Consider the following 23,852-nt stretch of genomic DNA (forward strand, 5'->3'; position numbering starts at 1 on the left):
GGATGGTTCCAAGAGTTGTATCTCTTCAGATCATAAAGTGTATGTTAAAGTATGCCATAAGTAAGCCCTTTTGTCAAGGGGACTGTTGCGAAATAGCCTTTCCGTCATTGCGATCCGCCACGATTCATGGCGGAGAAGCAATCTTTGTTGCACATAAGCTCTTGATAAGGGGGCACATAGGTTGCTTCGTCCCTCCGGGCCCCGCAAAAGGCCCAGGCTGGGTTTCAAGGCTGGCGGAGAGCTTCCTAGAGAGCGACCGCCAGCAGCTCCGACGCTTGCACTGCCTCAGCCAAATCTGGGGGTGACACAGCTAAATGTCCCGGATCCGCAAGCAAGGGCGGCAAAGCAGCATCCGGAGAGCGGGTCCAAAGGAGGTGCTGGGCGATTTGCCGAAGCCCGTCCGCAGTCACCAGGCTTTCCAGGGAGGTCTTCGACTGCTGCGCAGCATTGCGCCAAGCCGTTCTGTTTTGCAGAGTCTCCAGAAGCAGGGCTGAAAGCATTTCCCAAGTGAGGTCCTGGTGGTAGTGCGTCAACTCCAAGTTGCGATTCAGCTGCAGAACTCTCTCTTCCAGTTGAATATGCCTCTGTCTTAAGGGTTTCTCAAACCAGGTATTCCCGCACGCACTGATCAAGACCTCACAGAATTCTCGAAACAAGGAATCGTCTTCCGCGATTTCCGGCCCGATCTGCTCCCGAATCCTGCCCGCCATTTCTTGGGATGGGGTCGGAAGGTAGCTGTCGGGGCCGAAAAGAGAACCCTCCGGTCCAAAGAGCGAATCCACAATGTGCGCCGCGTCCAGGTACGTGAACTCCCCTGCATCCCGCATTTCACTAAGATGGTTCACAATAGACCATCGCCCTTTCCTGGGCACCGCCTCCATCAGCATATTGATCAGAGAGTCCCGCGTAATGAACGGACTGATGGCCCCGGGAGTCACAGGCAAATCCAAGGATTGAAGCTTGCGGGCAAAGTCCGCTGAGTCAACCTTTTGACCCATAAAGTCTGTATCCGGAAAAAATTCTTCGTACAAGCGAAAAACCATCACCATACACAAAGAGATGTATTCACCGTGTAGAATACGCGCCTCGGGGAACTGGGTCTCCAACGAAAAAGCCAGTTGGTGTTCACCCATTGCGTCAATCAACCCTGCCCAGTCATGATGGAAGTCCCCTGCCTCTACCACAGCTTCGGAAACTTCCGTCAAATACGCCTTTACCTGGGAAACCAAGCTGCCGGGAGACGCGCCTTTGCCTAAAGTGGGGGGAGTGCGCATGGAAGCATCAAACAAGCCCCGCACAATTCTCAACTGGCGCTCTCCGATGTCCTCAAAAACCTGAGCCGCTTCCTCTCTCCGGTCCCGAGGAATCTGTGACAGAACCTCTTCATAAACATTAAAAGCTTGCGGATGCTCCTTTGCTTTGTCCCGGTCCAAATAGGCGGTCGCTGCAGACGCAGCATCCGCCAATCCCGCGGTATTTTGGCGCACCGACTTGCTGAGTAAGTCCTCCAAAAAGACCACCTCATCCGGAGCCCCTGCGGGAAAAGAATACTTAGTCCACTTCTGCTCCACCAAGCGCGCACGCACGGAGGCGGCCCGGTGTCCGGGAGGCAACTCGAGAGTTTCATTCCACTCCAGATTCTCTCCCACTTTGAGCACCCTGTCGCGCACAGTCCTGAGTTGCTCAATCTCCTTAGCGGATGTGTTTTGAGAGACGATTTGGATGCTCATCGGGCCCTCTCTCCGGACCCTGGTCCACACCGGATGCTCCTGGCCCTCCGGCGCAGCATGAATTTCCACATAGGTCTCCCCATGACGACCCAACATCGCCTCGGATACAGGGAACTTGAATTTTAGCTCCCCATTCTCGCCGGGCTGCACAGCACTCTCCGGCCGGATCTCTGAAAGAACTTCACTCATCCGCTTCGTCACCGCAGGCTTGTAAGTGTCATGGGCATTGGTCGAAAGGCTCGTGGGAATCGCAGTGTACTTGGCGCCCAGCCGCCACGCCAACACCTTTCCCAAATCAATGGCAGAGCCCCCTCCGAATACAACAATCCGGCCGGGGATTCTGCCTATCCCTCCCTCTCCGGCCACGAGCTCAGCGACCCGGCCCATCAGCTCCTGAAGGGTTTGATCATCGATGCCTCCAACCTGAAGAACCCGGCGACTTCCCTGAGCTCGGCTGACGTCCCGGAGCAATTGATCTGTCAGTTCCTCCCCCACCGTCTCCTGCAATCTCCTGCGGGAACTTTCAGTATGGATCACCAGCACGTCTTCGTTGGCCCAATCCACATCAAAAAGTGTCTTTAAGGTCTCTGCGGAATCCGCAGAACTCAGGCGCCGGCTTGGAGTCATGGGTCTGGATGGAAACCGGTCTACAGCCCACGCGCCAAGGAGCCCGCGCATGTCCCGAAGATCGGCATCCGACAGATGGACCCGGGGCATCCGGTCCTCTGACACGGGCCTCAGATTGGAAAGAATCGCTTGGCGCAAGACAGGCCCCATCCCCAGATAGACACCCCCGCCCAGTACAAAATCCAAAGTCTGGTGCTGCACCTCCTCAGCCATCTTTTCAAAGGAACGAGCCAAGTACACTCCCATCGCATTAACTGCGGAAATCGCCGCCATGTTTCCGCCCTGCTCGCCAAGAGCCTGTTCAATTGCCGTTCTATAGGCCTCATCCGAAGAGACCAGCTGGTCCAACGCAATACTGATATCCGTTGGGCTCCGGTGTTTATCCAGGAAGTTGCCCAATGTGTCGGGGTTGGAGTCGATTCTTTGCAGCTCAACCAGGGATTCCCAGCTTTCCCCCTGGGCATTGGCAGATCCGGTTGTTTGAAGAAGCCGCCTCTCTGTAACCGCCCGGATGGCTTGTTCCGGGATAAGGGGCAAAAACGCCTCCATGGCCGCCTTACCCACATCTTCGGGCTCCAGTTCTTCGAGAAGACCTTTTACCTGGGATCGAGTGATATAGAAATCATCCCCCGTCTCACAAAGCTCTCTCAAGAACTCCAAACGGTTCTTGATCCCGGAGACTCGCCTATTGAGCTTCTCCAGAGAGCCGGAAAGTCCCGCCTCCTGCATTTGCATGGCTTCAGGAAAATCATCCGGACTTACATTCCTCTTGATTTCTTCGACATTTTCCAGACGGCGACGCACCGCTGCCTCTTTCTCTTCTATTTCAGCAAGTTGTCGCCGCAGTTCCGATTGTTCTGCTGCCAAACGTTGTTTGGTATGGGCCAAAACACCACTTGGTCCAGCCGGGGAGTTATCCAAGATAAGACCCTGGGGAAGATCACTCAACGTCCAATTCTCATCGGCCATGACTCGCTGCGCGGGGACGCGCACACGAGCCCGGAGCGCAGGGCTGGCCACCAAGTCCTCGAGGTTGAAACTCGAATCCGGAAGCTTACCCAAAGCGTCCCGTATGGCCTCTTGAATATCGGGCGTATCAAAGGGCTCTACATCCGGACGATAGTGATCCTCGAATGCTACCTTGCGCACCCCTAATCCGCGATTAAAAAGGCCGGTCCCGTGGCCATGGCCTCCCGTCACCGTAAAGAAATCCCTCAAGCCCAGCTCTTCACCCGCCGTATTCTGCCGGGGCGCTCCCAAGCCTTGAACCGCCTCTCCATAAGCCGCTGTCTCCGTGTCCGGATAGAGCTTCACACGCACAAACCAACCGACGCGCTTCTGGATTTCGGCCTCCAGCATTCTTGCCAAAGGCAAACCCACAACTTGAGGAAATCCCCAGCTTTCGTGAACCACATTGTGTTCGGTTATCTTGCCCGGGAATCCGATGCGCACTTCTCCGACCTCCCGCCACCAATCAAAAGAATCCTCTTCCGGACCTGTATACAGACCCGCAATCGCCTCCGCAACCCGCCCGACCAAATCCTCTATGGGGCTCTCTTTCTCCGTGGGTATCCGCCAAAAGCTCGATTCATCCAATCCGTTGGGTCCGCCGAGGATTCCTCTTATTTGAGTTCCTCCCCAGTCCACAGCTACCATAACCGGTGGCCCGCCCACCCAACGCATTGCCGCAGGATCCGGGGCCCCAACCAGATCCGAAGACAAATCTGCCTCCGCTCCTTCTTGGGCAAGAGCCGCCTCCTCCCAGACTCCGAACCATAAGTTCCTTCCTTCTTCCTCGGAAGCCCATTTGAAGGGATCGGACTCCGAAAGAACATTGGCCGCCCTTTGCTCCGGAGACCGGGGACGCGCAATCCGTGCGGTTACTCCATACACATTGGGCTGCACACGCCGCGGCAATTCCTCACCCGGGCCTTCGAAATGATGCAACACGAGAGTCCGGGACCAAATCTGAATTCCGTTTGGAAGGGTGGCCAATAGCTCCATAGGGTAATGGCCCCAAGCTCTTTTTTGCCCGCCGCGCAAGGGATAATCAGTCCAGATCTGCACCTGAGGCATGGGAGTCCCGCCCGGGTGAACGGCCGCCAAGAAATTCAGCGGGCTGGATCTTGGCCGCCAATCAATCCGGTCTTTATCAAAAGCCTGTAATGGAGGAAAAGTTCCCAGGATTGCAGATTCCTCCCCTTCTGCTTGAAGGTCGCCGAAAAGCTCCAACAAATTAAGATCCGGCGGCCAACCGCGCCTTTGGGCGGCTCTTCTGGCCAAGTCTCGATATTCCGGAGAAATCTTTGCCTCAATAACCGCTCCAAACGAAGGATAGACTTGGCCATCCACACTCAAACCCCGTTTGTATTCCTCTGTCAGTGCGCGCACCCTTTCCAGAACGAGCACTTCCTCCGCATCAAGAAGATTCAGAGTTCCTCTGGTGTATGCGAGCACTTCCTCCAGGACTCGATCGTAATCCTCACTATCTTGAAGCGGGTCCAACTCCAAAAGCCGTGCCATATTCAGGGCTTGGGCCTCTGCCCACACCCGTCCGCCGTTGGCAATGCCAATGGGTACACCCGCAGATTCAGCCGCAACCGCAGCCACCCGCAGATCGGCCGGGACAGGCGGTTGAATCATATTGTTGTAGATTAGCCGCCCCGGAATTCGATTGTGCTCCAAAGCCTCTTGGAGCCATTCAGGCCTGGGCTCCCTCCGGACTGCACCGGTCCCTAAGTCAGCCACGTCTTCCCAAAAGGGCATTCCCACATTTGAAAAGTTGGCAATCACATGGCTGTTTGCTAAATGTCTCCGGATGCGGGCATCCCCGGCAGGAACCAGCACAATACGAACCCACCGCGTAGAATGCGCCCCTGAGTCCGGGACCGAGATTTGAGTCTCCCCGCTCAGAGTCCGGATAGAAACATTCTTTTCCATTGCAACTGCAATATCCCGGATCTGGCCGCTCGTTTCCTCCATTCGGGCCGGATCAATATCACTCAAGACAAAGGTTTCAGCTCCTGCCAGCGCTGCGGTTTGAGCAGCTGCCATGCCTGCAGCTCCCAATCCCACAATGCTCATCTGCTTTCCCTCAAAGGTGCCCCGGGGATGGACACGGTCAATGAGCGACCAAGGTACCTCCATATTTTCGACTTTCAGGGAGCGGACCTGGGACCAGTCCAGACCTGCCCCGATTTCGCGAGTTTCTCCATCGAGCAGGACCACCGCCTTAACATCCTTTGCCGCCACAACCAGTAGACTCCGGGTCTGATCCGCGGTCTCTGTCCAGACACCCCGCGCTGTAAGCGGAATACCTTCCTCCAATCGCTGTAAGCGTCCCCGCTCCAATTTACGGGTGGAGAAAGCACTAACGCGCGGCTCGCCTTGATCATCAAAAAAACCTTCTTGTGTCAAAAAGCGCTCCAACTCCGTTCTGGAGACTCCTTCCAAGCCCCTGGGCCTCTGCACCCCCGCGGGTAGATTTTCTCCCCACCAAAACATCTCTCCGGGTTGCACTTCAGAGATTTCCAACAAAGGCAATTCTTCTTCCCCCACAATCAAGGCGACGACTTTGTCCCAATTGATCGGGGAATCCACAGTGCTCGTGTTGATTTCATCGCCATTTTTCAGCCGAAGCCCGCTCACCTCCCTCCAGTCCACCCACGCTCCTCCGGCTTCCACTGCCCCAATGTCCTGGGAGCCCTTTTCAGTCAAATACCGGCGCAGCTTGGGCAAAGTTGTGGGAGATCTCCCCCACCAAATAGCGGGCATGCTGGCGTCCTCGGCATACAGCCTTTGCTCAGGAAGACCTCTGGAAGAAAAGGGATACTCAACGCGTTGCACTTTAATCTGAGGATGGGTTTCGCCACGCGCGGATTGACTGCGCAGGTAAGCTCTTTCCAAGGCAGGGCCCAGAGAGAACGTCCTCATGAGCTGTCTGGCTCCTGTCTCGGAATCCCAGCCCCAGTAGATCATCCCTGTCCCCCTGAGCTCCGGCCATTCCGCAGAAGTGGTCCAAGTGAACGGCTGAGCCTCCCGGTATCCCGCAATGGTCATGGCAAAATCCGTCCGCGCGTTAAGAAGCTCGCGTAACCAGGGCAAGCGAAACTCCTGATCCGGGGGAACAATGTACGGAACAGACACCCAACGTTTCGGCGGCTTCATCCGCTTCGCCCATTCAGACCACGGCAATCTCTGGGAGACATATTCCATGCTTTCAACCGTGGCATTGCGTTGATCCGGACGGATATGTAAACAAAGGTTCATCCCTTCTTCGAATTCAAATCCGCGCGCATGCAGATTCCTCGCCAATTGCAGCCGAATCTCCGCCAACATCTTTGCAGCCGCACAAATCGCGTCTACATAGACTCTTCCCTGATTCTCATACTCTTCAGGTCCCAACCTCCTCTGCAGCTCCTCATGCAGCCACGTTTCCTCACTGCCTGGAACTGCAAAGTAATTTTCTAGATCCCGAAGATCTCCAAGCGGAAGATTGCATAGCCACCGGAGGGTCCGGGAACTCACTTTCAAGAAATCCAAGTCCTCCCGGTCATTAATGCCGATCTGCCCGGAATCCAGCGAGATCCCGCTCAACCATCCCGCGTAAATAGCAGCCATTGCGCCGGGATCCCCGGATTCTCTGAAGTACCAAGGTTCAAGAAATAGCGCGCTGCCCAGTTCACCCAAGCGGTACTTCAGCATTTCGACATCGTGCACACAGACAACCAGAGTGTCTCCCTCCAAGAAGGAAAAAACATCCTTGGAAGCGGGCAAAATACTGCCCGGATCCTCAAGCGCAGCTTCCACTTTGCGAAACTCAATCCGCGTGTAAGGCAAGTCCTCGCCAGGCTCCGGCCTCAGATCAATGGCTGGCCAGTCTGCTCGCGTGTGATAGGGGGAATCTTCCTCCCACTTAGGTCCCGGGGATGGTTCAATTCTCCGAACATAATTTGGCACGGCGCCCTGGTGCTCTATTCTCTGTAACCATTGCCGGAGTTCTGCCCCCGCTCTTATTCTGAATTCTTCGGTTGCCTTGTGAGAGATGTTCTTTCCACTGGGCATCTCTGCCATCTGGATACCCTGCATGGATTCCCGGAGAATTTGAAATTCACTCAATGTCCAGGCATGCATTCCCGCGGCTTCAGCAATATGCCGCCTCCTCATATTGAGTGTCCCGGGAGTATCCGGAGCAAAAGAAACTTGACTGGCCCTCCGCTGAGGGCGCAGCCGTCCACTTCTATTCCGGACTTCCCCATTCGCCCCTATATCAACTAAGTGTTCTCCATTGGCAAGGATCAGGAACCGGCTCTCTTGAAACCTCGCAAGGCGCGTAAATCCTGGAAACTGCAGACCCCGGTAGTAGAGAACCTCGATCTCCTCACCGCAAAAAGCCCGCACCCTCTGGGCAATCACCTCTTTGTCGAGATTCTTTTCGATCCCTTCTTGCACAACTAAGACTGCCAAAACTGCCCTCCAACGCTCCAGAGTGGGCTGAGGCTCCTCAACAAGGCTTTCCATGGAAATACCTTCATGTGCATCGGCCGTATCCTGGGCAGCCTTGAGGAACACTTCCGCAGAATACTCGGCCCGGAAACTCAGAGGCACAAACATGAGATAAGCTCTGTAGGCGTCCTTCGGGGATTGAAAGAGCCTTGCCACATCCTCGCGGTGCCCAAACAGAATTTGATGGTAGCGGTCCCGGTTCCACTCAGTGCGTATGGAAGGTTGAAGCACAGTGTAGGAGACACCCTGTTCCCGGAGGCCTTGAGCAATGGCATCGGTATGGTAGCCCCCTGTCACCACCACACAGCGGTCCTGGCTCTCCTGCTTCAGCTGTGCAAGGATGTTCTCCAGTAATGCCGAGTCTCTTTGCGCGGCAACCCGGTAAAAATCTTCTGCTCTCTGAAAAAAGGCTGGATCCAAAACAGATAGCTGCGGGATGGAGGCGGGGCGGAAGTCATGACTTAACTCCAAGTAGTCTTCGAATTCATGCCGGGAAAGACTCAAGTTCACCAGTTTTCCCAAAAGTCTCGTGTAACACAAGTTTCTATAAAGCTCTTTCTGTTGCCCGGTCTGCAACAAGCTTTGGAGCAGCGCTTCTGAGAATTCCCCGAGCTCATCGCCCAGCTTCCCCGGATGAATTGCTTGCGACAGGGTTTGCTGACGCAGCACAGTCTTGAGCAGCTTTTCCAAATGCTCGGAACTTGGATTTGCCTCCGGCCCTTTCAGCTCAGCGACGACTGTATCCAAGTCCCCGAATTCCTCCTTCAGGGCGGCAAGCTCACCAAACATCCGCATCTGAGGGTAAGCAATCTCCGAAAACAATCCGGATTCCTTTTCCAAACCGGAGAGATATCGAATAAAGTCCGGAAGAGACCGGGTTCCGGCCTGAAAATCTGCAAGGCTTTGATCCAGCTCCCAGGCTTGTCCCGGCCAAATTTCCCGAGCCTTTACCTCAAGACCTTCCGCTGCCTCTTGAATGACCCGGAATCCGTTCTCTTGGCTAGCCAGGGTCCTCAAGTAAAGACGTCCTTGCTCAAAGTACAGTTCCGGATCTTCAATGCCCCGGATTTTCAAAGAAGGGTGGGCAGTGATACTGGCATACTCCTCCCCCGAAAGCTCTCCGGATTCCAAAAAAAGATCCGCGGCTTGGGTCAGTATTTCGGGGGCCGGAAAGGAAGAAACGGCAGAGGTGTCCACAGGACCGGCCGCGCCTTCGGAACAGACAAGCTGAAAGCCGTGTTGATCCGCAAGAGAATTGATAATGGCTGCGGCATTGCGCTGCGCTTCAGGATGGGCGTGGACATCCTGCAGAAGCACAACCCAGGTCGAACCCGGTCCTGCATCAAAACTCCCGACAAGGCGTCCATGCTCTGCAGGCACTTGCAGGGCCGCTCTATTTTCTGCAGCCAGAACAGGAGAAGGAGGATGGGTGGGCGAGACAGTCGCAAGACCAAAGGAAACTGCAAGACAGAAGAGAACGAGGCTCGTAATCCGGCAAAGAAATCTCTGACCTTGGAGCATTCTGTCCTCGTGTAGGATTGCTAAGCACATCTCGACATGCTTCGGGAGCGAGGCTATTACGACCAACCGGGATAAGGTTTTGAGCTGTTATTACATTCCAAATTAAAGTCTACTATAAGTTATTCCTTGTGTCAATTTGGCGCAACTGACCCTTCCGTCTCTCCATTTGACTCCGCCCGGCAGAGTGACTATCCTATCTACATAATCTATCAAAGAGTTACATCAACGGAGCAGTCCCCATGCAATTCGCTTCCGCCATTGTGCCAGAGGCCAATCCCAAAGCCGCTGCCGAAACCTTGAGCAAACAAGTCCTCAGGGAACTCGGGGGAAAGCCCGCGGACCTTGCCTTCTTGTTTGTTTCCAGCCTCTACGAGGCGGATTGGGATGAACTCCTGGACGGCCTTTTCCATCATCTGGGGAAGAAGGTACTCATCGGATGCTCGGGAGGCGGTATCATCGGGCCGGACAAGGAGCTCGAGTTCACACCTGCTATGTCCTTGGTCGCCGCACATCTGCCCGGTGTGCAGGTTCATCCCTTTCTCATCACGCCAAAGGACTTACAGGGAGAAGAAGGCGAACCGCTCGAGCAGCCGCCTGAATTTTGGATCGATCGCATCGGAGTCCGCCCGGAAGACGAACCCATCATCGTGCTCCTGCCCAATCCCTTTTCTTGTGATGTACTCAGTCTGCTCGGGGAAATCAATCGGGCTTATCCCAAGGCCCCTGTGATCGGGGGCCTTGCCAGCACCACCACACAAGAGGAGGATCCCCTGCTCTTGTTCGATACCCATGTCCTGGGCTCCGGGGCCGTCGGGGTTGCGCTAACCGGCAATATCAAGCTGGAAACGATTGTGGCGCAGGGTTGCCGGCCTATCGGCGACAGTTATGTGGTAACGGAGGCGGAAGAAAACATCATCTATCAACTGGGAGGCAAACCCTCTGTCGAAGTTTTAGAGCAGATGTACGCCTCCCTCCCTCAAAAAGACCAGGAACTCGCCCGGCAGGCTCTCTTCGTAGGTGTGGTCATGAATGAGTATCAAAGTAGATTCGGGCGGGGGGATTTTCTGATCCGGAATCTATTAGGCATGGATCCTGAACAAAACGCGCTTGCAGTCGGAGACCGTGTCGAAATCGGTCAAACCATTCAGTTCCATGTGCGTGACGCAGACTCCTCGCGCGAAGATTTGGAAGAATCCCTCAATCAGCACAAAGAGTCCATCAAACAAGGCCCGCCCCAAGGAGGTTTGATCTTCAGCTGTATGGGCCGCGGACGCGGTCTTTACGGAGAAGCCCACTACGATATCCGCACCGTGCGCACTGCTGTTGGCTCGGTCCCTTTGGGAGGTTTTTTCTGTAACGGAGAGATCGGCCCTGTGGCGGGAAGAAACTACGTGCACGGATACACTTCGAGTATCGGACTGTTTAGACCAAAGACAGCTTCTGATAGTTGAACTGGCGCGCAACAGCAACCCCGCCGTCATCCCAAACGCAGCGACAGTATCTTTGTTCCGCAAAAATGGCCACAGCCCTGGAGGGCTTCGCCATGACGCATTCGCATCAGTCCGGTTCGGATCGACAGAGGTAGTGAAAGACTTCGCGCACGGAAACCACCCCTACGGGTTTCCCGTCGCGCAAAACAGGCAGATGCCGGAAACCCCCTACACTCATCTTGTGCAGGGCTGCAGCCAAGGAGTCCGTTTCCCTCAAAGCGACAGGATCCGGCGTCATCACAAAACGGATCTCAGCAGAATCCAATCCCGAAGGATCCACCCCAACCCGGCTCAACACATCCCGGTCCGTAAAGATCCCCACAAGCGCTCCCCGCCCATCCACAACAAGCGCGCTGCCGATACACCTTCCCTGCATGCGCTTCACGACCTCGACCACCGGAGTATGGGCCTCAACAAGGATGGGCTCTTGGGGAGGCAGGTCTTTGATCAGGGCGGAAGTAATGTATTCCTTCATATCCGGGGCAGGATCGGGCAAAGCCAAATCACTGACATCCTGATGGCATTGATCACAATTATCCGTTCCGGGCATCAACTCCGCATCACAATAAGGACAACGCAGGGTTTCTTCCATCAGGAGATCTCCCAAGGACTCGGGCCATCGAGGAGCTTCTGCAAATTTCCTGGCCCCTTGTTCTGAATCACGTTCTCGATTTGACGAATCAGCAGTTCGTCGTAGGTGGGCGAATGGCGTTCATAGAAGACCCCGATAGGAGCAGGATAGTCCGGAGGTTCCATCTTGCTCAGGAGTGAAGCAATATTCGGATCTGAAGAATCATGGACCAAAATCCGGTCTTCACCCACCTCATCAACTCTAACAACTTCAGGCCGCGTCCCCCGCACCACAATTCCAAACTCATTGTCTTTCCCGAATCGCATGGGCTTGCCGTGAACCACTTCCAACAGGCGTTCGTCCCGGACAGAACGCTCCGTGATATCGGCGAACGTCTTGTCATTGAACACAATGCAATTTTGATAGATCTCTATAAAAGAAGTCCCCTTGTGCGCGGCGGCGGCCAATAGAGTTTCGGCCATGTGCTTGATATGCACATCCACGGTTCGCGCCACAAAGGTAGCTTCAGCGGCCAGAGCCAAACGCACCGGATTCATCGGGCGCTCCACAGAACCCCAGGGCGAAGACTTGGTCTTCTTTCCCGCTTCAGAGGTTGGCGAATACTGTCCCTTAGTCAGGCCGTATATCCGGTTATTGAAAAGAAGAAGGTTGAGATCGACGTTGCGGCGCAGTGTGTGGATAAAGTGCCCGGCTCCGATACTCAATCCGTCACCGTCACCCGTCACCACCCAGACACTGAGTTCCGGATTCGCGATCTTGAGCCCCGTCGCAACTGCGGGCGCGCGCCCATGGATCGTGTGGAATCCGTAAGTATTCATATAGTAAGGAAAGCGGGAGGAGCATCCGATACCGGACACAAAAACAATCTTCTCACGCGGAATCCCCACCTCAGGCATGATCTTCTGCACTTGCGCCAGGATCGCGTAGTCTCCGCATCCAGGGCACCAACGAACTTCCTGCCCGCTCACAAAATCCTTGCGCGTCAACTTTTGTTCTTGGCTATGCGTATCCACTTCAATCTCCATGACCTGCAAGTATCTCCTCGATTTTGTCCACTATTTCCGTTATCAAGAAAGGCTTTCCTTGGACCTTGGGATAAGAGATCGCATCAACGAGATACTTGGCGCGGATGAGCAGCGCGAGCTGTCCTAAATTCATTTCCGGAATGAGAACCTTCTTAAACTTGCCCAGCAGCTCCCCCAAATTTTTGGGAAAGGGATTGAGATAACGCAGGTGCAAACAGGAAACATCCAAACCCCTCTCTCTCGCCCTGTCAACAGCCGTCAAAATAGCCCCGTAAGTGGAACCCCAGCCGAGCACAAGAAGATCGCCCTCGTCATGACCGTAAACCTGCGCATCCGGCAAGAATTTCGCAATTCCTTGAATCTTGGCCTCCCGAATCTCCACCATCTTCTGGTGGTTCAAGGGGTCATAGCTCACATTCCCGGTCACGTCTTCTTTCTCGAGACCTCCGATCCGGTGTTCAAGACCCGGCGTACCCGGGAGGACCCAAGGCCTGGCCAGAGTTTCCTTGTTGCGCAAATAGGGATAAAAACCTTCAGGATCCGTGCGGTGTTCCACCTTAATCTTTGGCAAGCTCTCATATACCGGCACCTTCCAAGGTTCCGATGCATTCGCCAAAAAGGCATCTGAAAGGACAAATACCGGGGTCATATACGTGACGGCCAGGCGAACAGCTTCCGTAGCCATCCAAAAACAATCCCCGGGGCTTGCGGGCGCAATCACAACAGCAGGACATTCCGAGTTCCGGCCGATCAAAGCCTGCAGAAGATCTCCCTGCTCCGGCTTAGTCGGAAGGCCGGTGCTCGGGCCGCCCCTTTGCACATCGATAATCACCAAAGGCAATTCCGTCATCACCGCCAAACCAATGGCTTCGGATTTTAAGGCCAGACCCGGCCCGCTCGTGCCTGTTACCCCGATATTTCCGCCAAAGCTCGCGCCTATGGACGCGGTCACTGCCGCAATTTCATCCTCGGCCTGAAAGGTCTTGACCCCGTATTCCTTGAAGCGGGATAAGTCTTGGAGAATTTCACTGGCGGGCGTAATGGGATAACTTCCGTAGAACAGAGTCAGACCTGCCCGCTCAGCGCCGGATATCAATCCAATGGCCATGGCTTCATTGCCGGTGATACGGCGGTAGGTCCCCGGACTTAAATCCGCAGCTGAGACCTTGTAACGGACGGGCAACAGTTCCGTAGACTGCGCATGATTATAACCGCCTTTGAGGGCCAGACGGTTGGCCTCCGCCACCGATGGGACCGCGGCAAACTTATCGTCGATCCATTTGAGCGTATAATCCAGGGGCCGGTCGAACATCCAAAACATAACGCCAAGGGCAAAAAAATTCTTGCAGCGTTCCGCCTGCTGGGATTTGAGATCCGGCACATCCTTGACTGCTTCATTGTTTAAAGTGGTGATCGGCAGCGAAATCAACTGGTACTCGGCCAAAGAACCGTCGTCCAAGGGATTGGAATCATAACCTGCTTTATCCAAGTTGCCTTTGGTAAAGCTGTCCTGATTGGCAATGATCGTCGCACCGTGGGCCAGATCCTTGAGATTGACCTTGAGCGCCGCCGGGTTCATGGCCACCAGCACATCGGGTCTGTCTCCGGGCGTAAGCACTTCCTGATCCGAAAAGTTAATTTGGAATCCGCTGACCCCGGGCAAAGTCCCCGCAGGCGCCCGAATCTCTGCGGGAAAATCGGGCAAGGTACTGATATCGTTCCCGATCAAAGCGGCTGTGTCCGTGAATTGCAGACCCGTAAGCTGCATCCCGTCTCCGGAATCCCCGGCAAAACGGATCGTCACCTCGTTGAGTGTTCTGGTTTGTTTCTGTTCGGCCATCGGATACTCTTGTTAGCCGCCCTCAGAAGTGCGGGTTTTTTGATGGAGCCTGGGAGGCAAGTTGCCAATGACAGAGGGAAAATGTGCGGATAAATAATTAAGAATATCCAACACCGTGATTAAGCCCAAAACAGAACCCCCTTCATCCACTATGGGAAGCCGGCGCATGTGGTGCTGATCCATAAGCTGTATTGCCTCGGTCAGGAGCGCATTCTTCCCTATTGTGATGATTTCCGTGCGCATGACCTGGGAGATCGGAGCCTCCGGAGAGAGCCCCCGGCCCACGACTTTGTCCAGGAGATGGCGCTCCGTAAAGATGCCGCAGAGCTTATCTTCCGAACATACCAGGACATAGCCCCGTTTGGCCTCGCGCATACAGTCCACAGCATCGCGGATGGAGGTCTCCGGAGGGGTGGTAACCGGGGGATTGATGGGGCATTCCGTCACTTTCTTGTCGCCAAAGAAGGTGCTTGCAAACATGATCTAGATCATTCTAGCAAAGGACCTGCACTTGCGCCATCATTGCGTCCGAAGAAATAAATAGATGGGTTTGCAGGCCCAGGGCCCGGGCAGTCTCCAAATTGGCCGCCGTATCGTCCACAAAAAGCACTTCCGTCCGGCTCACCCCTCCCGACTGCCGGAGCACAGCCTCATAAAAGGCCGGATCCGGCTTGAGAAGTCCCATCTCATAGGAAAGGTGGACCCCGTCACAAAGCTCCGGAATCCAGGGCTCATTCTCACAAACATACCCATAATGACCGGGATTGGTGTTGGACAGAAGATGGATCTCCGCCCTTCCCGCTGCCTTGAGCCCCCGCAGCGCAGCCTCCATGCCGGGAACCGCAGGCCCGATCATGGAGTTCCAAATACGCTCAAACTCCTCTGGAGTGATTTCCAGGCCGAGGAATCCGGCCACACTCCGGTAAAAGCCGGTCTTTTCAATCAAGCCCTTCTCATAGCGGTTGCACAAATCCTGGGGATCGCGCTTTTGCAGGAGGGACTGCACTGCTTCCTCGGAAACACCGGAAAATGAGAGATAGGCCTTCAGGGCTTTTTCAATTTGGAGGGATACGAGCACGCCTCCCAGATCGATAAACAGCGTATTCAAAAGTCGATTCGCCTCAGTTTGATCTCGGCCCGGTCGTTCTTGCTGCCGACTTCTCGTTTGCCTTCGAGCTGCTCAGCCACAGTGTCCCAGACTTCCTCTGTCTCGCCCGCCACAAACTCGGCCGCATCACCGACCACTTCCGCGCTTCCCTCCACAACACCTGCCGGTAAACCGAAAAGCCCGGATTCCCCGGTGCTCTCCGCCACATTCCCGGCCAAGGGCTCGACGGGATTGGGAATCTTCGGCGCGTCGTGCTCGCAGGCCTCTTGGGCAAAGGCGATCGACGGATTTACCACAAAGATCCCCCCAAGGGCTAAGATCATCAGGCTCACAAAGAGTGTTTTAAACATCATTCATTCCCCCTCCAATTAGGACGTCGGAATTATTGTAACTCAGTCTTATCCTGCGGTGCGTGACGATTGTCTTTATTGAGGCACCGGGGCAAAAAGCCACAATGGATCTATAAGCCCGAGGGATTGGCGCAAAAGAATTCGTAGTCGGCATAGCCTGGGAACTCTTTGACCTTCTCGCCGCAATACGAGCACTGGGGATCGCGGCGCAATTTTAGTTTACGAAACTCGGTGTTCAAGGCTTCGTAATGCAACAGTTTGCCGGCCATAGACTCCCCGACCCCTAAAATCAGCTTCACCGTTTCCACGGCCTGCAGCAAACCGACCACCCCGGGCAACACGCCGAGCACCCCTGCCTCCGCACAGCTAGGGGCCAATTCCGGCGGCGGCGGCTCAGGATAAAGACAGCGATAACACGGGCCTCCAGGCGCGCAAAAAACGGTGACCTGGCCCTCAAAGCGATACACGCTTCCGTGCACGTTGAGCTTGCCGAGCTTCACACACGCATCATTGATCAGGTAGCGCGTGGGAAAATTGTCCGTGCCGTCCACGATAATATCGTAATCCTTAAAGATTTCATCCACGTTTTCTTTGCCAAGGCGCACCTTGTGCGGCACAACCCGGATATCCGGGTTCAAAGCGGTGAGTGTTTTCCGGGCCGATTCTGCCTTGGGCGTGCCCACGCGGTCATCGGTGTGAAGGATTTGGCGCTGGAGATTGGACATGTCCACGTCATCAAAGTCCACAATGCCTAAGGTTCCCACCCCTGCGGCCGCCAAATAAAAGGCCGAAGGCGAGCCCAGACCACCGGCGCCCACCATGAGAACTTTAGAGTTGAGAAGTCTGAGTTGTCCCTCTTCCTGAACTTCGGGAATCAGGAGATGGCGGGAATAGCGCTTCCTCGCCTGCGCGGACAGGACCCGGGGAATCTTGACTTCGTACTCTCCCTGCTTCCACTTGTTGTAACCACCGCTCAGAGAACTCACCTCTTCATAGCCCATGCGCTCCAAAGTTTCGGCAGAAAAAAGGGATCGAAACCCGACGGCACAGTAAGCCACAATGGGTGTGGATCGGTCGGGAACCTTCTCTTCGATACGCAGTTCGAGAAAGCCCCGGGGAATATGCACGGCACCGGGAATATAGCCCTGGTCATACTCGTCCTGCTCGCGCACATCGATAAGGACAAAATCCTCTTCGTTCTCGCGCAAGGCATGCAACTCAGCAGGGCTAATCTCCTGAATCTTTTGTCTTAACTCCTGGGCCATTTCCTGAGAACTCTTTGCCACGGTACTGTCTCCCTGTTAGGATGCGCGCGACTCGTCTGCGACCTGTGTGGTTTCTTCCCCAAACTGCCGGTCCCGGAGCACCCAGGAACGCCACGAAACCACTTTGCCCCGCGTCACTTCGAGGATCATATAGGACCAACTCTCCGATGACTCCCAAATCTCCTCGGCACGTCGGCGGTCCGTTTCGGAAGGCTTGGAAGGATGATCCGGGTGCGAATGATAAACACCGATGACTTCCCAGCCCCGCTCCGCTGCTTCCTTTTCAATACGCTGATAGTCCAGGGGGTTGAGTTCGTAACGGTCGCGCCCGCGCAGTTTGTTCAGATTCTCTGCCGGGCGCGCGGCAGCCACACGCCGCAGCGAACCCTCCTGCTCAAAAGAACCCAGGAACAAACCGCAAATCTCATCGGGATAGCCCTGTTCAGCCTGCTCTCTTATTGATGCAATTTCTTTTTTTCCAATAACTAGCATGTAAATAAGTCCCTAAGGCGGCCGCTCACTGAAACTTGTAGATGGGACCGTTGCGAAATAGCCTTTCCGTCATTGCGGACCCCGACGCCACGCTCTGGGCAGGCTCCGCGAAGCAATCTTTGTTGCACATAAGCTCTTGACAAGGCGAGACATATATTGCTTCGTCCCTCCGGTCCTCGCAACGACGGATCACCACGCTTTCGCTCGTGATGACGACTGCAGCGTTTTTCGCTGTTTCGCAAAAGTCCCTGGATAGCCTTGTGAATGAAATTCGGACTATTTTAGTCACATTTAAAGCCCAGGTCAATGCCTTTATGGGCTCTGCTTCACACACACCACGTGTTGATTTTGCGTACATTTACGTATAATATTGTAATATTAGGTTTTATGATGCAGCAAAGGGGTGTTTGGCAACCCTGAGGCGGCTGATGAAAAAGAAAATTCTGATCGCGGACGACGAACCCGGCTTTGCCGAAAGTCTCGGCCAGCTCTTCCGGATTCACGGATTTGACTCTGTCGTGGTCAATGACGGAGAGCGCTGTTTGGAGGCTGCGGTCAATGAGCACCCCGATTTGGTGCTCCTGGATTTAGTCATGCCCAAAATCCACGGATGGGAAGTTGCCGGCCGGCTCTGCGGGAACCAAGCCACTTGTGATGTGCCCGTGATCCTGCTCACTGCTTCCGAGACTTATGCCAAACAAGCCTGCGATCTCAAGAATGTGGCGGGGCGCGTTCTCACCAAACCTTTTCCCTTTGACGAGCTTCTCCGGATTGTACGCGGTCTTCTGCTAAAATAGGCGCATGAGAGCTTTCCGTACCGGACTCATGCTCCTTTTGTTACTGACCTGCGCATCCTCTGTTTGGGCTCGCAGCCCGGACTACTCCACCTTCACTCTCACCCTCTCCTCCGACTACGTGCCCAGCCGATGGACCCATGAAGTGGGTTATCCCACACGCATGATGCACAAATTGGGCTTTGGCCTGGAACACAGCTTCCTGGGCTGGACCGAAATCTTCCGGGGCACCGGACGCTATGTGAACGATGGGGCAGCCTTTCACTGGGCCCTTCTGAAAGGAATGGGGATGGCGTTGATACAGACTGCAGGAGGCGTGACGCATCTGGCGAGCTTCCCCTTCACCGAAATAGATGTCGCGCTTCCCAATGGCGGCATTGACCTCGAATTCTAGGGAACACCGGAATGCATGTATAATAGCCCGCAATGAGAATGCGAATCCCTGCCCCGACACTCTTTTTACTTATTGGACTCTTAGGCCTTTTTGCCTCCTTGCAAGGCTGCTTTTCCAGCACCAATCCCATGGCTGAAGCCAAGTCTGTGGGGCGCTACTGGCAAAATTTCTGGATGCCGGCAGACCATTGGAAGGGCTATCAACGCTCGGACTCCTTTGACCCGGATTTCGTCAATCTGGAGACCGCCTTTGTGAGCGCCAAAGCCGTTGATGCCAAGAAGGCGTTCAGCCACCCCTACTACGGATTGCTCACCGAAGAAAAATGCGAATTCCTCAGGATAAACGGTGTCCCCACCGCCATTGGACGCAATGTCAATGTAGACTCCATGACGAATCGCGCTTTTGAAGAATTCGTTTACATCCCGGATAATCGAGCCGATACGCGGGTTTATTACTTCTTTGAAGACACAGGACTGCTCTCGCGCGAGGAAAAACCCAAGGACCGCCAGCTCGATATTCTCTTAGGAGAACTGGGGCTTCTGCGCGTGGGGATGGATCAACGCCATGCTGAGAAAGCTTGGGGCAAGACCGAAGAAGTGGAGCGCGCAGTCACTAATGACGATCTGGGCCGGAAATTTCTGAGCGAAACGTGGATTTACCGGGACAAGGACTCGGGCGAGATCTTGAGGAAGATTTTCTTCTGTAACGGGTTTGCCAGTCACTGGGAAGAGTAATTATTCTTTCCACCATCCGATACGCACAATCTCCACCACATAGGGCGAATAAGGAGGAATCTGTGTGCGGTCGTTAAACGCAGGGTCATAGGACCAATTCCGGTCGGGAGGAGAGTAGGACGCCGAGCCCCAGACGCCTTCGGCAATTGCACTCTCCCAAAGCTGTGTAAAGGAACCCGTAAAGTTAAAATCAATCCCGCTCCAGTTCTCGTGGAAGCGCGGGTAGTTTTCCAAACCGCCGTTATAGACACCCGGCTGCGTAATTTCGATCCCCGACATGAAAGCCGCATTCACGGTGGTCTCGCTCGCTCGACGCGAACTTATTCCCGCTGCGGAATGCGAATCATCCCAATCATTCGAAAAGATGTTGATCGCATCCGAAATCACGCTCACAGCCTTCTTGTTGGTGGAGTTGAAGTCCCCTTGAATATACACGGGATCCTCTGTGACCACTGTCAACCCCCCGGCGCGATGGATTTCCTGTCCGCCAACCAGACGAATCCCCGGCTGCAACCCGCTGTCCGCACGTGAGGCATAGATCAAACCATTGGCCGGGAGGTTGTTCGGAAAACTCGGGGCATTGGGCGGATCTCCCGGGGCGTAGCCCGCAAGCATCGAGAGATTCACCGTATCCATATGCACATTGGTGTTCTCCCTGAAATTAAAAACCGAAGTTGATGTGGAGACTGTCCCCGGCGGATAATCCACACCCTCAATCAGTGCGAAACCATCCCGGTAGAGCACTCCGTCGGTCATCGTCAAGCCTGCTTCTCCGGCATAATAACCATCCTTCTGAATGGATTCAATCTTCGGGATGCCCATCTCCGTCACCCCGTGACTGGCCGTTTGCACGGAACCGTTCCAACGGTTTAAGGATTCCGCAAGCCAATCCGGGTCTGAACTATCCAAGCCGTTCATCTCTTCGTACACTGCCGGACTGCTCCCGGCCACCAAGATCTCTACGTCCCCGCCGGGCACGCTGGTATCATCCTTGCGCCGGTTATAGATTTCTCCGGCCGCGCGCACTTGCTCTGTATCCAGGGTCAATGTATTGTTTGCTCCCAAATAAATATCCTTATTGGAATGGACCCTGCCGGCCAAAGTCATGGGAGGGCCGGGCAGTATTTCCAAATCCTCAGAGTAGTAAGCGGAAAATTGAAAAGGAGAGATTAGACGGCGGCCGATAATTTGATGCATCGTGACCGAGACATTCGGATTGTCCGGGTGACCCACACTCACCGCCACATCATAGTTCCGCACCAGAACAGTCGTGGCGCCATCCTGTTCCACTCGATCAGCGGCATCCAAGGCCGTCACTGTCACCGGGATTTGCAGCCCGAGGAGCTCGGATGTCTGAAAACTTGCCAGATGGTTGTAGACATTGATACCGGGATCCAACACGCCGGTTGCCATTTGCCCTCGCACGGTAGCAATGGCATTATCGATCGCGCCTTCGGCCAAATAGAAAACCTCGGATTGGAGTCCACTGCGAAATGTCAGATTCCGTTCCACGATCGCTTTAGAAAATAAAGTCGCAGAGACCAGCAAAAAGAAGGACACCGCCATATAGGACAATATGAGGATATGCCCCCGTTCGTCCCCCACACCCCGCAGCAAGGTTTCCCGCAGCTTATTCATCTCAATTCCTCACTTGAATGACCGTAGAGTAGTCATAGGTAATGACCCGCTGAGTTCCGGTCGTCTTTACCAGCGTCAAATCGATCCGGAGCTCTTCCCTTTCCAGCCCGGAATCCATCATGAAATTAAAGAACTCCACACTCTGAACATTATTGGCCAGGACCGTGGTATTCGCTCCCTGCCGGCGCACCAGTTGAGAGGTGTCGGCCAGGAATTGATAGGTTATGGGATTCCCGGTGTCCCACTCCAACTGTCCGTTGGCATCTGTAATCAATCCGTTTCCATCCAAGTCTGAGGGAATGGAAAACGTGAGCCCTGTATTGTTCGGAGGAGCCGCGGCGATTTGAAGGTTTGGCGAAGGAATCCCCGCCGATGTTACCGTCGCATTCCGCAGATCATCCCCAATGCGCTGGATGGCATTCCGGGCCTGCGCCTGCATGTCTGCTCTGGCCTGGCCGATCTCGTACATATCCTTTCCGGAAACCTGGATCATGGCCAGCGCTATCAAGATGCCCGAAAGGATCGCCGTGCTCACCATGACTTCCATTACCGAAAGACCAGCACAGGAAAGAAACCCGCCTTTGTTCTTAGCGGGCCCTGAATGTCGTGAGTGACGCCACATGCGGGTGTCCCCTCTTGTCTTGCCACTGCAAAGTGACTTCAACTTCAACCAGGTCCGGATCCGCGTCTCCGTCCAGATCCGTACTTGCCGGATACCTGACCCAGATCTGCTCGTTGCCGAGCACCAATTCCCCGACCACACCCGCATACTCATTCCCGTCGCCGTTCGTGACAGACTCCGGGAAGGTAGTCCCCATCTGATCCCACGGCTCAGCCCGAATCTGCTCCACCATATCGTGCAGATGCTCGCTGGCCGTCGTTTGCTCTCCGCTCACATCGATGAGATAAAGCGAATGCCCGATGCTCGCAATGAGTCCCCCAAGTGCAATCGTCAGTATAAAACTGCTGACGAGCACCTCAAAAAGGGTGACCCCCCGATTATTCTTAAGTGCTTTGGTCAATTTCATCCCACCACCCAGCTTTCGCCCCCAGCGGTGTGGACTGTCTTGTTTAGTCCCTCTGGGCCTTTCGTTATTCCGGTTTGCCCTGTATCGTATTCTCAGCCAGGGCAATGCGAGCGATGCCCCTTCCTCTCTATAGAGGCGGCATGGTGCTCGCTAGCCAGTACCAGGTTACTTAATAAAAGCTACCTGATATTTATTCAAGTATAGCATTAGGCAGGGGCACCACAAGGGCCTCCAATGCCGAATTACGACTATTTTCTTTTGTATCTCACATCAATATAAGGTGTTATATAGTGTTCCTTCGCAAGACCCCTTACTCTGTCCTTCTCTTATTCCTCAGCTTGACCCTGGGCCTCTATCCGAAATCCGCCCTGGCCGAGACTCTCCGCTACAAGGTAAGTGCCCGGATGTGGGTGCCGGAAGCTGTGGAACCCGTCCCCACTCCCGACTCCGCGCTCCAAAGAATTGAGCGGGTGTTTGAGCTCTGGACCTCTGTTCCCAAGGCCCCAATGGAGTTTAAGTTCGTTGGCCTGAGCGCAGAGCACTACACCCTCCCCCACGAAATCCCCCGGGACGGTATCCTCCGTATTGTGTTGGACAGCGATTATTTGTTTGAGGCGCCCGCGGCTCACCGCAGCCGCTGCTTTGGCCAGAGCCCGGATCATTACGAGGGAGGCTATGTGTTCCTCAATGTGCGCGAGGGGCTGGAAGCCCTGAGCTTTCCGGTTCTGGCCCATGAAATCGGACACGCTTTGGGCATTGTCGGACATTCGCCGGCCCCTGCAGCCCTGATGAACGCGGAGGGACCCACTTGGAAACACTGGGATGTGCGGGCCCTCACAGAACAGGACCAGGCTTTATGGGTCGATGCCTGGAAGCCCGAAGCACTGTATCGTATCTCCGGCAGAGTTGAGACAGGCCAGGATCAACGCGTTCCCGTGCACGCTGTTCACGTGGTTAACGGCCGAACCTATTCCACTCGCTGTGATGCGGGCGGCGCATTTGAGATTTTGGTGATGCGGCCCGGCCGTTACCGGCTCTTTGCCAAAGGTTATGAATCAGGGACCTTGGGCGAGCCTGTGTCCCAATCCCCGAGCTGGTACATGTCCCCGGGCAAAAGCACCAACGACCCGTATCTGGGCACACCGATTCATTTGAGCAGCAGCACACGCCGGATAGAGGGGGTTCTTCTGGCCATGATTGACGAGGCTCCTCCCTTCAGCTTTTGGGAAACCGAAGTCGAGGACATCAGCGCGGCCTTTCTGCGCGGAGGGCGCAGCGCCGCCATGAAATTGCTTTATAGTGACGGAAAGATTCGTTCTGTGGAGCCCTACGGACTCAACCCGGACTACACGGTAAGGGCGTTTGACCCAGTTTTAAATGAAATCACTGTCATGGCCAAAAGAGATGCCGACCCCGGACACCGGCTTTTCATTGCACGGGGGGCCAAAGGAATGGTTCAGGCAGGACTCCTCGGAGTTCATCTAGTGGAGGAGCCGAAATGAACCGGATGGGTTCGAAACGGTTAAAGGGTCCTGCCAAAGACTTCGGCAATACCCCGCAATTCCTTCATGAGCTGGTCAAAGGCCTTGGGCAACAAGGCCTGCGGTCCGTCACAAACCGCCTCTTCGGGTTTGTCGTGGACTTCCACAATAATTCCGTCCGCGCCGGCAGCGATCGCAGCCCTGGCCAGGGGCGCCACATAGTCGCGCTTGCCCGCCG

18 protein-coding genes are annotated in these 23,852 nt (G+C 54.8%); 5 read left to right on the forward strand and 13 right to left on the reverse strand.

What is annotated here, in order from left to right; genetic code table 11:
• Window positions 1-245 precede the first annotated feature (245 nt).
• Window positions 246-9,383, reverse strand: a complete 9,138-nt coding sequence (locus JW937_09000) for a hypothetical protein (GenBank protein ID MBN1587544.1) — start codon at window positions 9,381-9,383, stop codon at window positions 246-248.
• Between the two features lie 239 nt (window positions 9,384-9,622).
• Here JW937_09000 and JW937_09005 point away from each other — a divergent pair, with 239 nt between their 5' ends.
• Complete coding sequence (locus JW937_09005; protein MBN1587545.1) at window positions 9,623-10,834, forward strand: FIST C-terminal domain-containing protein; 1,212 nt, start codon at window positions 9,623-9,625, stop codon at window positions 10,832-10,834.
• Between the two features lie 106 nt (window positions 10,835-10,940).
• Here JW937_09005 and JW937_09010 read toward each other — a convergent pair whose 3' ends face one another.
• The 8 genes from JW937_09010 to JW937_09045 all read right to left on the reverse strand — a co-directional run bounded on the left by JW937_09010 (window position 10,941) and on the right by JW937_09045 (window position 17,545).
• Window positions 10,941-11,465: a CBS domain-containing protein gene (locus tag JW937_09010; GenBank protein MBN1587546.1), complete on the reverse strand. Its 525-nt coding sequence runs from the start codon at window positions 11,463-11,465 to the stop codon at window positions 10,941-10,943.
• Window positions 11,465-12,490, reverse strand: coding sequence for a 2-oxoacid:ferredoxin oxidoreductase subunit beta (locus JW937_09015; protein ID MBN1587547.1), 1,026 nt, complete (start codon window positions 12,488-12,490; stop codon window positions 11,465-11,467). Before JW937_09015 ends, JW937_09010 begins: the two co-directional genes overlap by 1 nt.
• On the reverse strand, window positions 12,480-14,330 hold the full coding sequence (locus JW937_09020; protein ID MBN1587548.1) for a 2-oxoacid:acceptor oxidoreductase subunit alpha: 1,851 nt from the start codon (window positions 14,328-14,330) through the stop codon (window positions 12,480-12,482). The genes JW937_09015 and JW937_09020 overlap by 11 nt, the downstream gene beginning before the upstream one ends.
• A gap of 12 nt (window positions 14,331-14,342) precedes the next feature.
• Entirely contained in the window at window positions 14,343-14,810 is a 468-nt protein-coding gene (locus JW937_09025) for a CBS domain-containing protein (GenBank protein ID MBN1587549.1), read from the reverse strand.
• 13 nt (window positions 14,811-14,823) lie between these two features.
• Window positions 14,824-15,438 (reverse strand): HAD family phosphatase, encoded by a 615-nt coding sequence (locus JW937_09030; protein MBN1587550.1) that lies wholly within the window; start codon window positions 15,436-15,438, stop codon window positions 14,824-14,826.
• Complete coding sequence (locus JW937_09035) at window positions 15,435-15,791, reverse strand: hypothetical protein (GenBank protein MBN1587551.1); 357 nt, start codon at window positions 15,789-15,791, stop codon at window positions 15,435-15,437. Before JW937_09035 ends, JW937_09030 begins: the two co-directional genes overlap by 4 nt.
• Window positions 15,792-15,898: 107 nt before the next feature.
• Window positions 15,899-17,053: a molybdopterin-synthase adenylyltransferase MoeB gene (gene moeB, locus JW937_09040; GenBank protein MBN1587552.1), complete on the reverse strand. Its 1,155-nt coding sequence runs from the start codon at window positions 17,051-17,053 to the stop codon at window positions 15,899-15,901.
• Window positions 17,054-17,089: 36 nt separating this feature from the next.
• The gene (locus tag JW937_09045) at window positions 17,090-17,545 is read right to left on the reverse strand and encodes a M67 family metallopeptidase (protein MBN1587553.1); all 456 of its coding nucleotides are present in this window, start codon (window positions 17,543-17,545) and stop codon (window positions 17,090-17,092) included.
• Between the two features lie 428 nt (window positions 17,546-17,973).
• Here JW937_09045 and JW937_09050 point away from each other — a divergent pair, with 428 nt between their 5' ends.
• The 3 genes from JW937_09050 to JW937_09060 all read left to right on the forward strand — a co-directional run bounded on the left by JW937_09050 (window position 17,974) and on the right by JW937_09060 (window position 19,467).
• Entirely contained in the window at window positions 17,974-18,342 is a 369-nt protein-coding gene (locus JW937_09050; protein MBN1587554.1) for a response regulator, read from the forward strand.
• 4 nt (window positions 18,343-18,346) lie between these two features.
• A complete protein-coding gene (locus JW937_09055; protein MBN1587555.1) occupies window positions 18,347-18,733 on the forward strand; it encodes a hypothetical protein in 387 nt (128 codons plus the stop codon).
• A gap of 128 nt (window positions 18,734-18,861) precedes the next feature.
• Window positions 18,862-19,467, forward strand: coding sequence for a hypothetical protein (locus JW937_09060; GenBank protein ID MBN1587556.1), 606 nt, complete (start codon window positions 18,862-18,864; stop codon window positions 19,465-19,467).
• Here JW937_09060 and JW937_09065 read toward each other — a convergent pair whose 3' ends face one another.
• The 3 genes from JW937_09065 to JW937_09075 are packed head-to-tail and all read right to left on the reverse strand — an operon-like array spanning window position 19,468 to window position 22,133.
• Window positions 19,468-21,105, reverse strand: a complete 1,638-nt coding sequence (locus JW937_09065) for a hypothetical protein (protein MBN1587557.1) — start codon at window positions 21,103-21,105, stop codon at window positions 19,468-19,470.
• A 1-nt stretch (window position 21,106) separates the two neighbouring features.
• Window positions 21,107-21,727, reverse strand: coding sequence for a hypothetical protein (locus JW937_09070; GenBank protein MBN1587558.1), 621 nt, complete (start codon window positions 21,725-21,727; stop codon window positions 21,107-21,109).
• Window positions 21,693-22,133 (reverse strand): prepilin-type N-terminal cleavage/methylation domain-containing protein, encoded by a 441-nt coding sequence (locus JW937_09075; protein ID MBN1587559.1) that lies wholly within the window; start codon window positions 22,131-22,133, stop codon window positions 21,693-21,695. Before JW937_09075 ends, JW937_09070 begins: the two co-directional genes overlap by 35 nt.
• A gap of 290 nt (window positions 22,134-22,423) precedes the next feature.
• Between JW937_09075 and JW937_09080 the strand changes: the two genes are divergently transcribed.
• Window positions 22,424-23,635, forward strand: a complete 1,212-nt coding sequence (locus JW937_09080; protein ID MBN1587560.1) for a hypothetical protein — start codon at window positions 22,424-22,426, stop codon at window positions 23,633-23,635.
• A 20-nt stretch (window positions 23,636-23,655) separates the two neighbouring features.
• Here JW937_09080 and JW937_09085 read toward each other — a convergent pair.
• Window positions 23,656-23,852, reverse strand: a 197-nt coding sequence (locus JW937_09085) for a 3-deoxy-7-phosphoheptulonate synthase (protein ID MBN1587561.1), incomplete at its 5' end; no start/stop codon positions are given.

It is taken from the genome of Candidatus Omnitrophota bacterium (assembly GCA_016929445.1).
GTDB lineage: Bacteria > Omnitrophota > Gorgyraeia > JAFGIU01 > JAFGIU01 > JAFGIU01.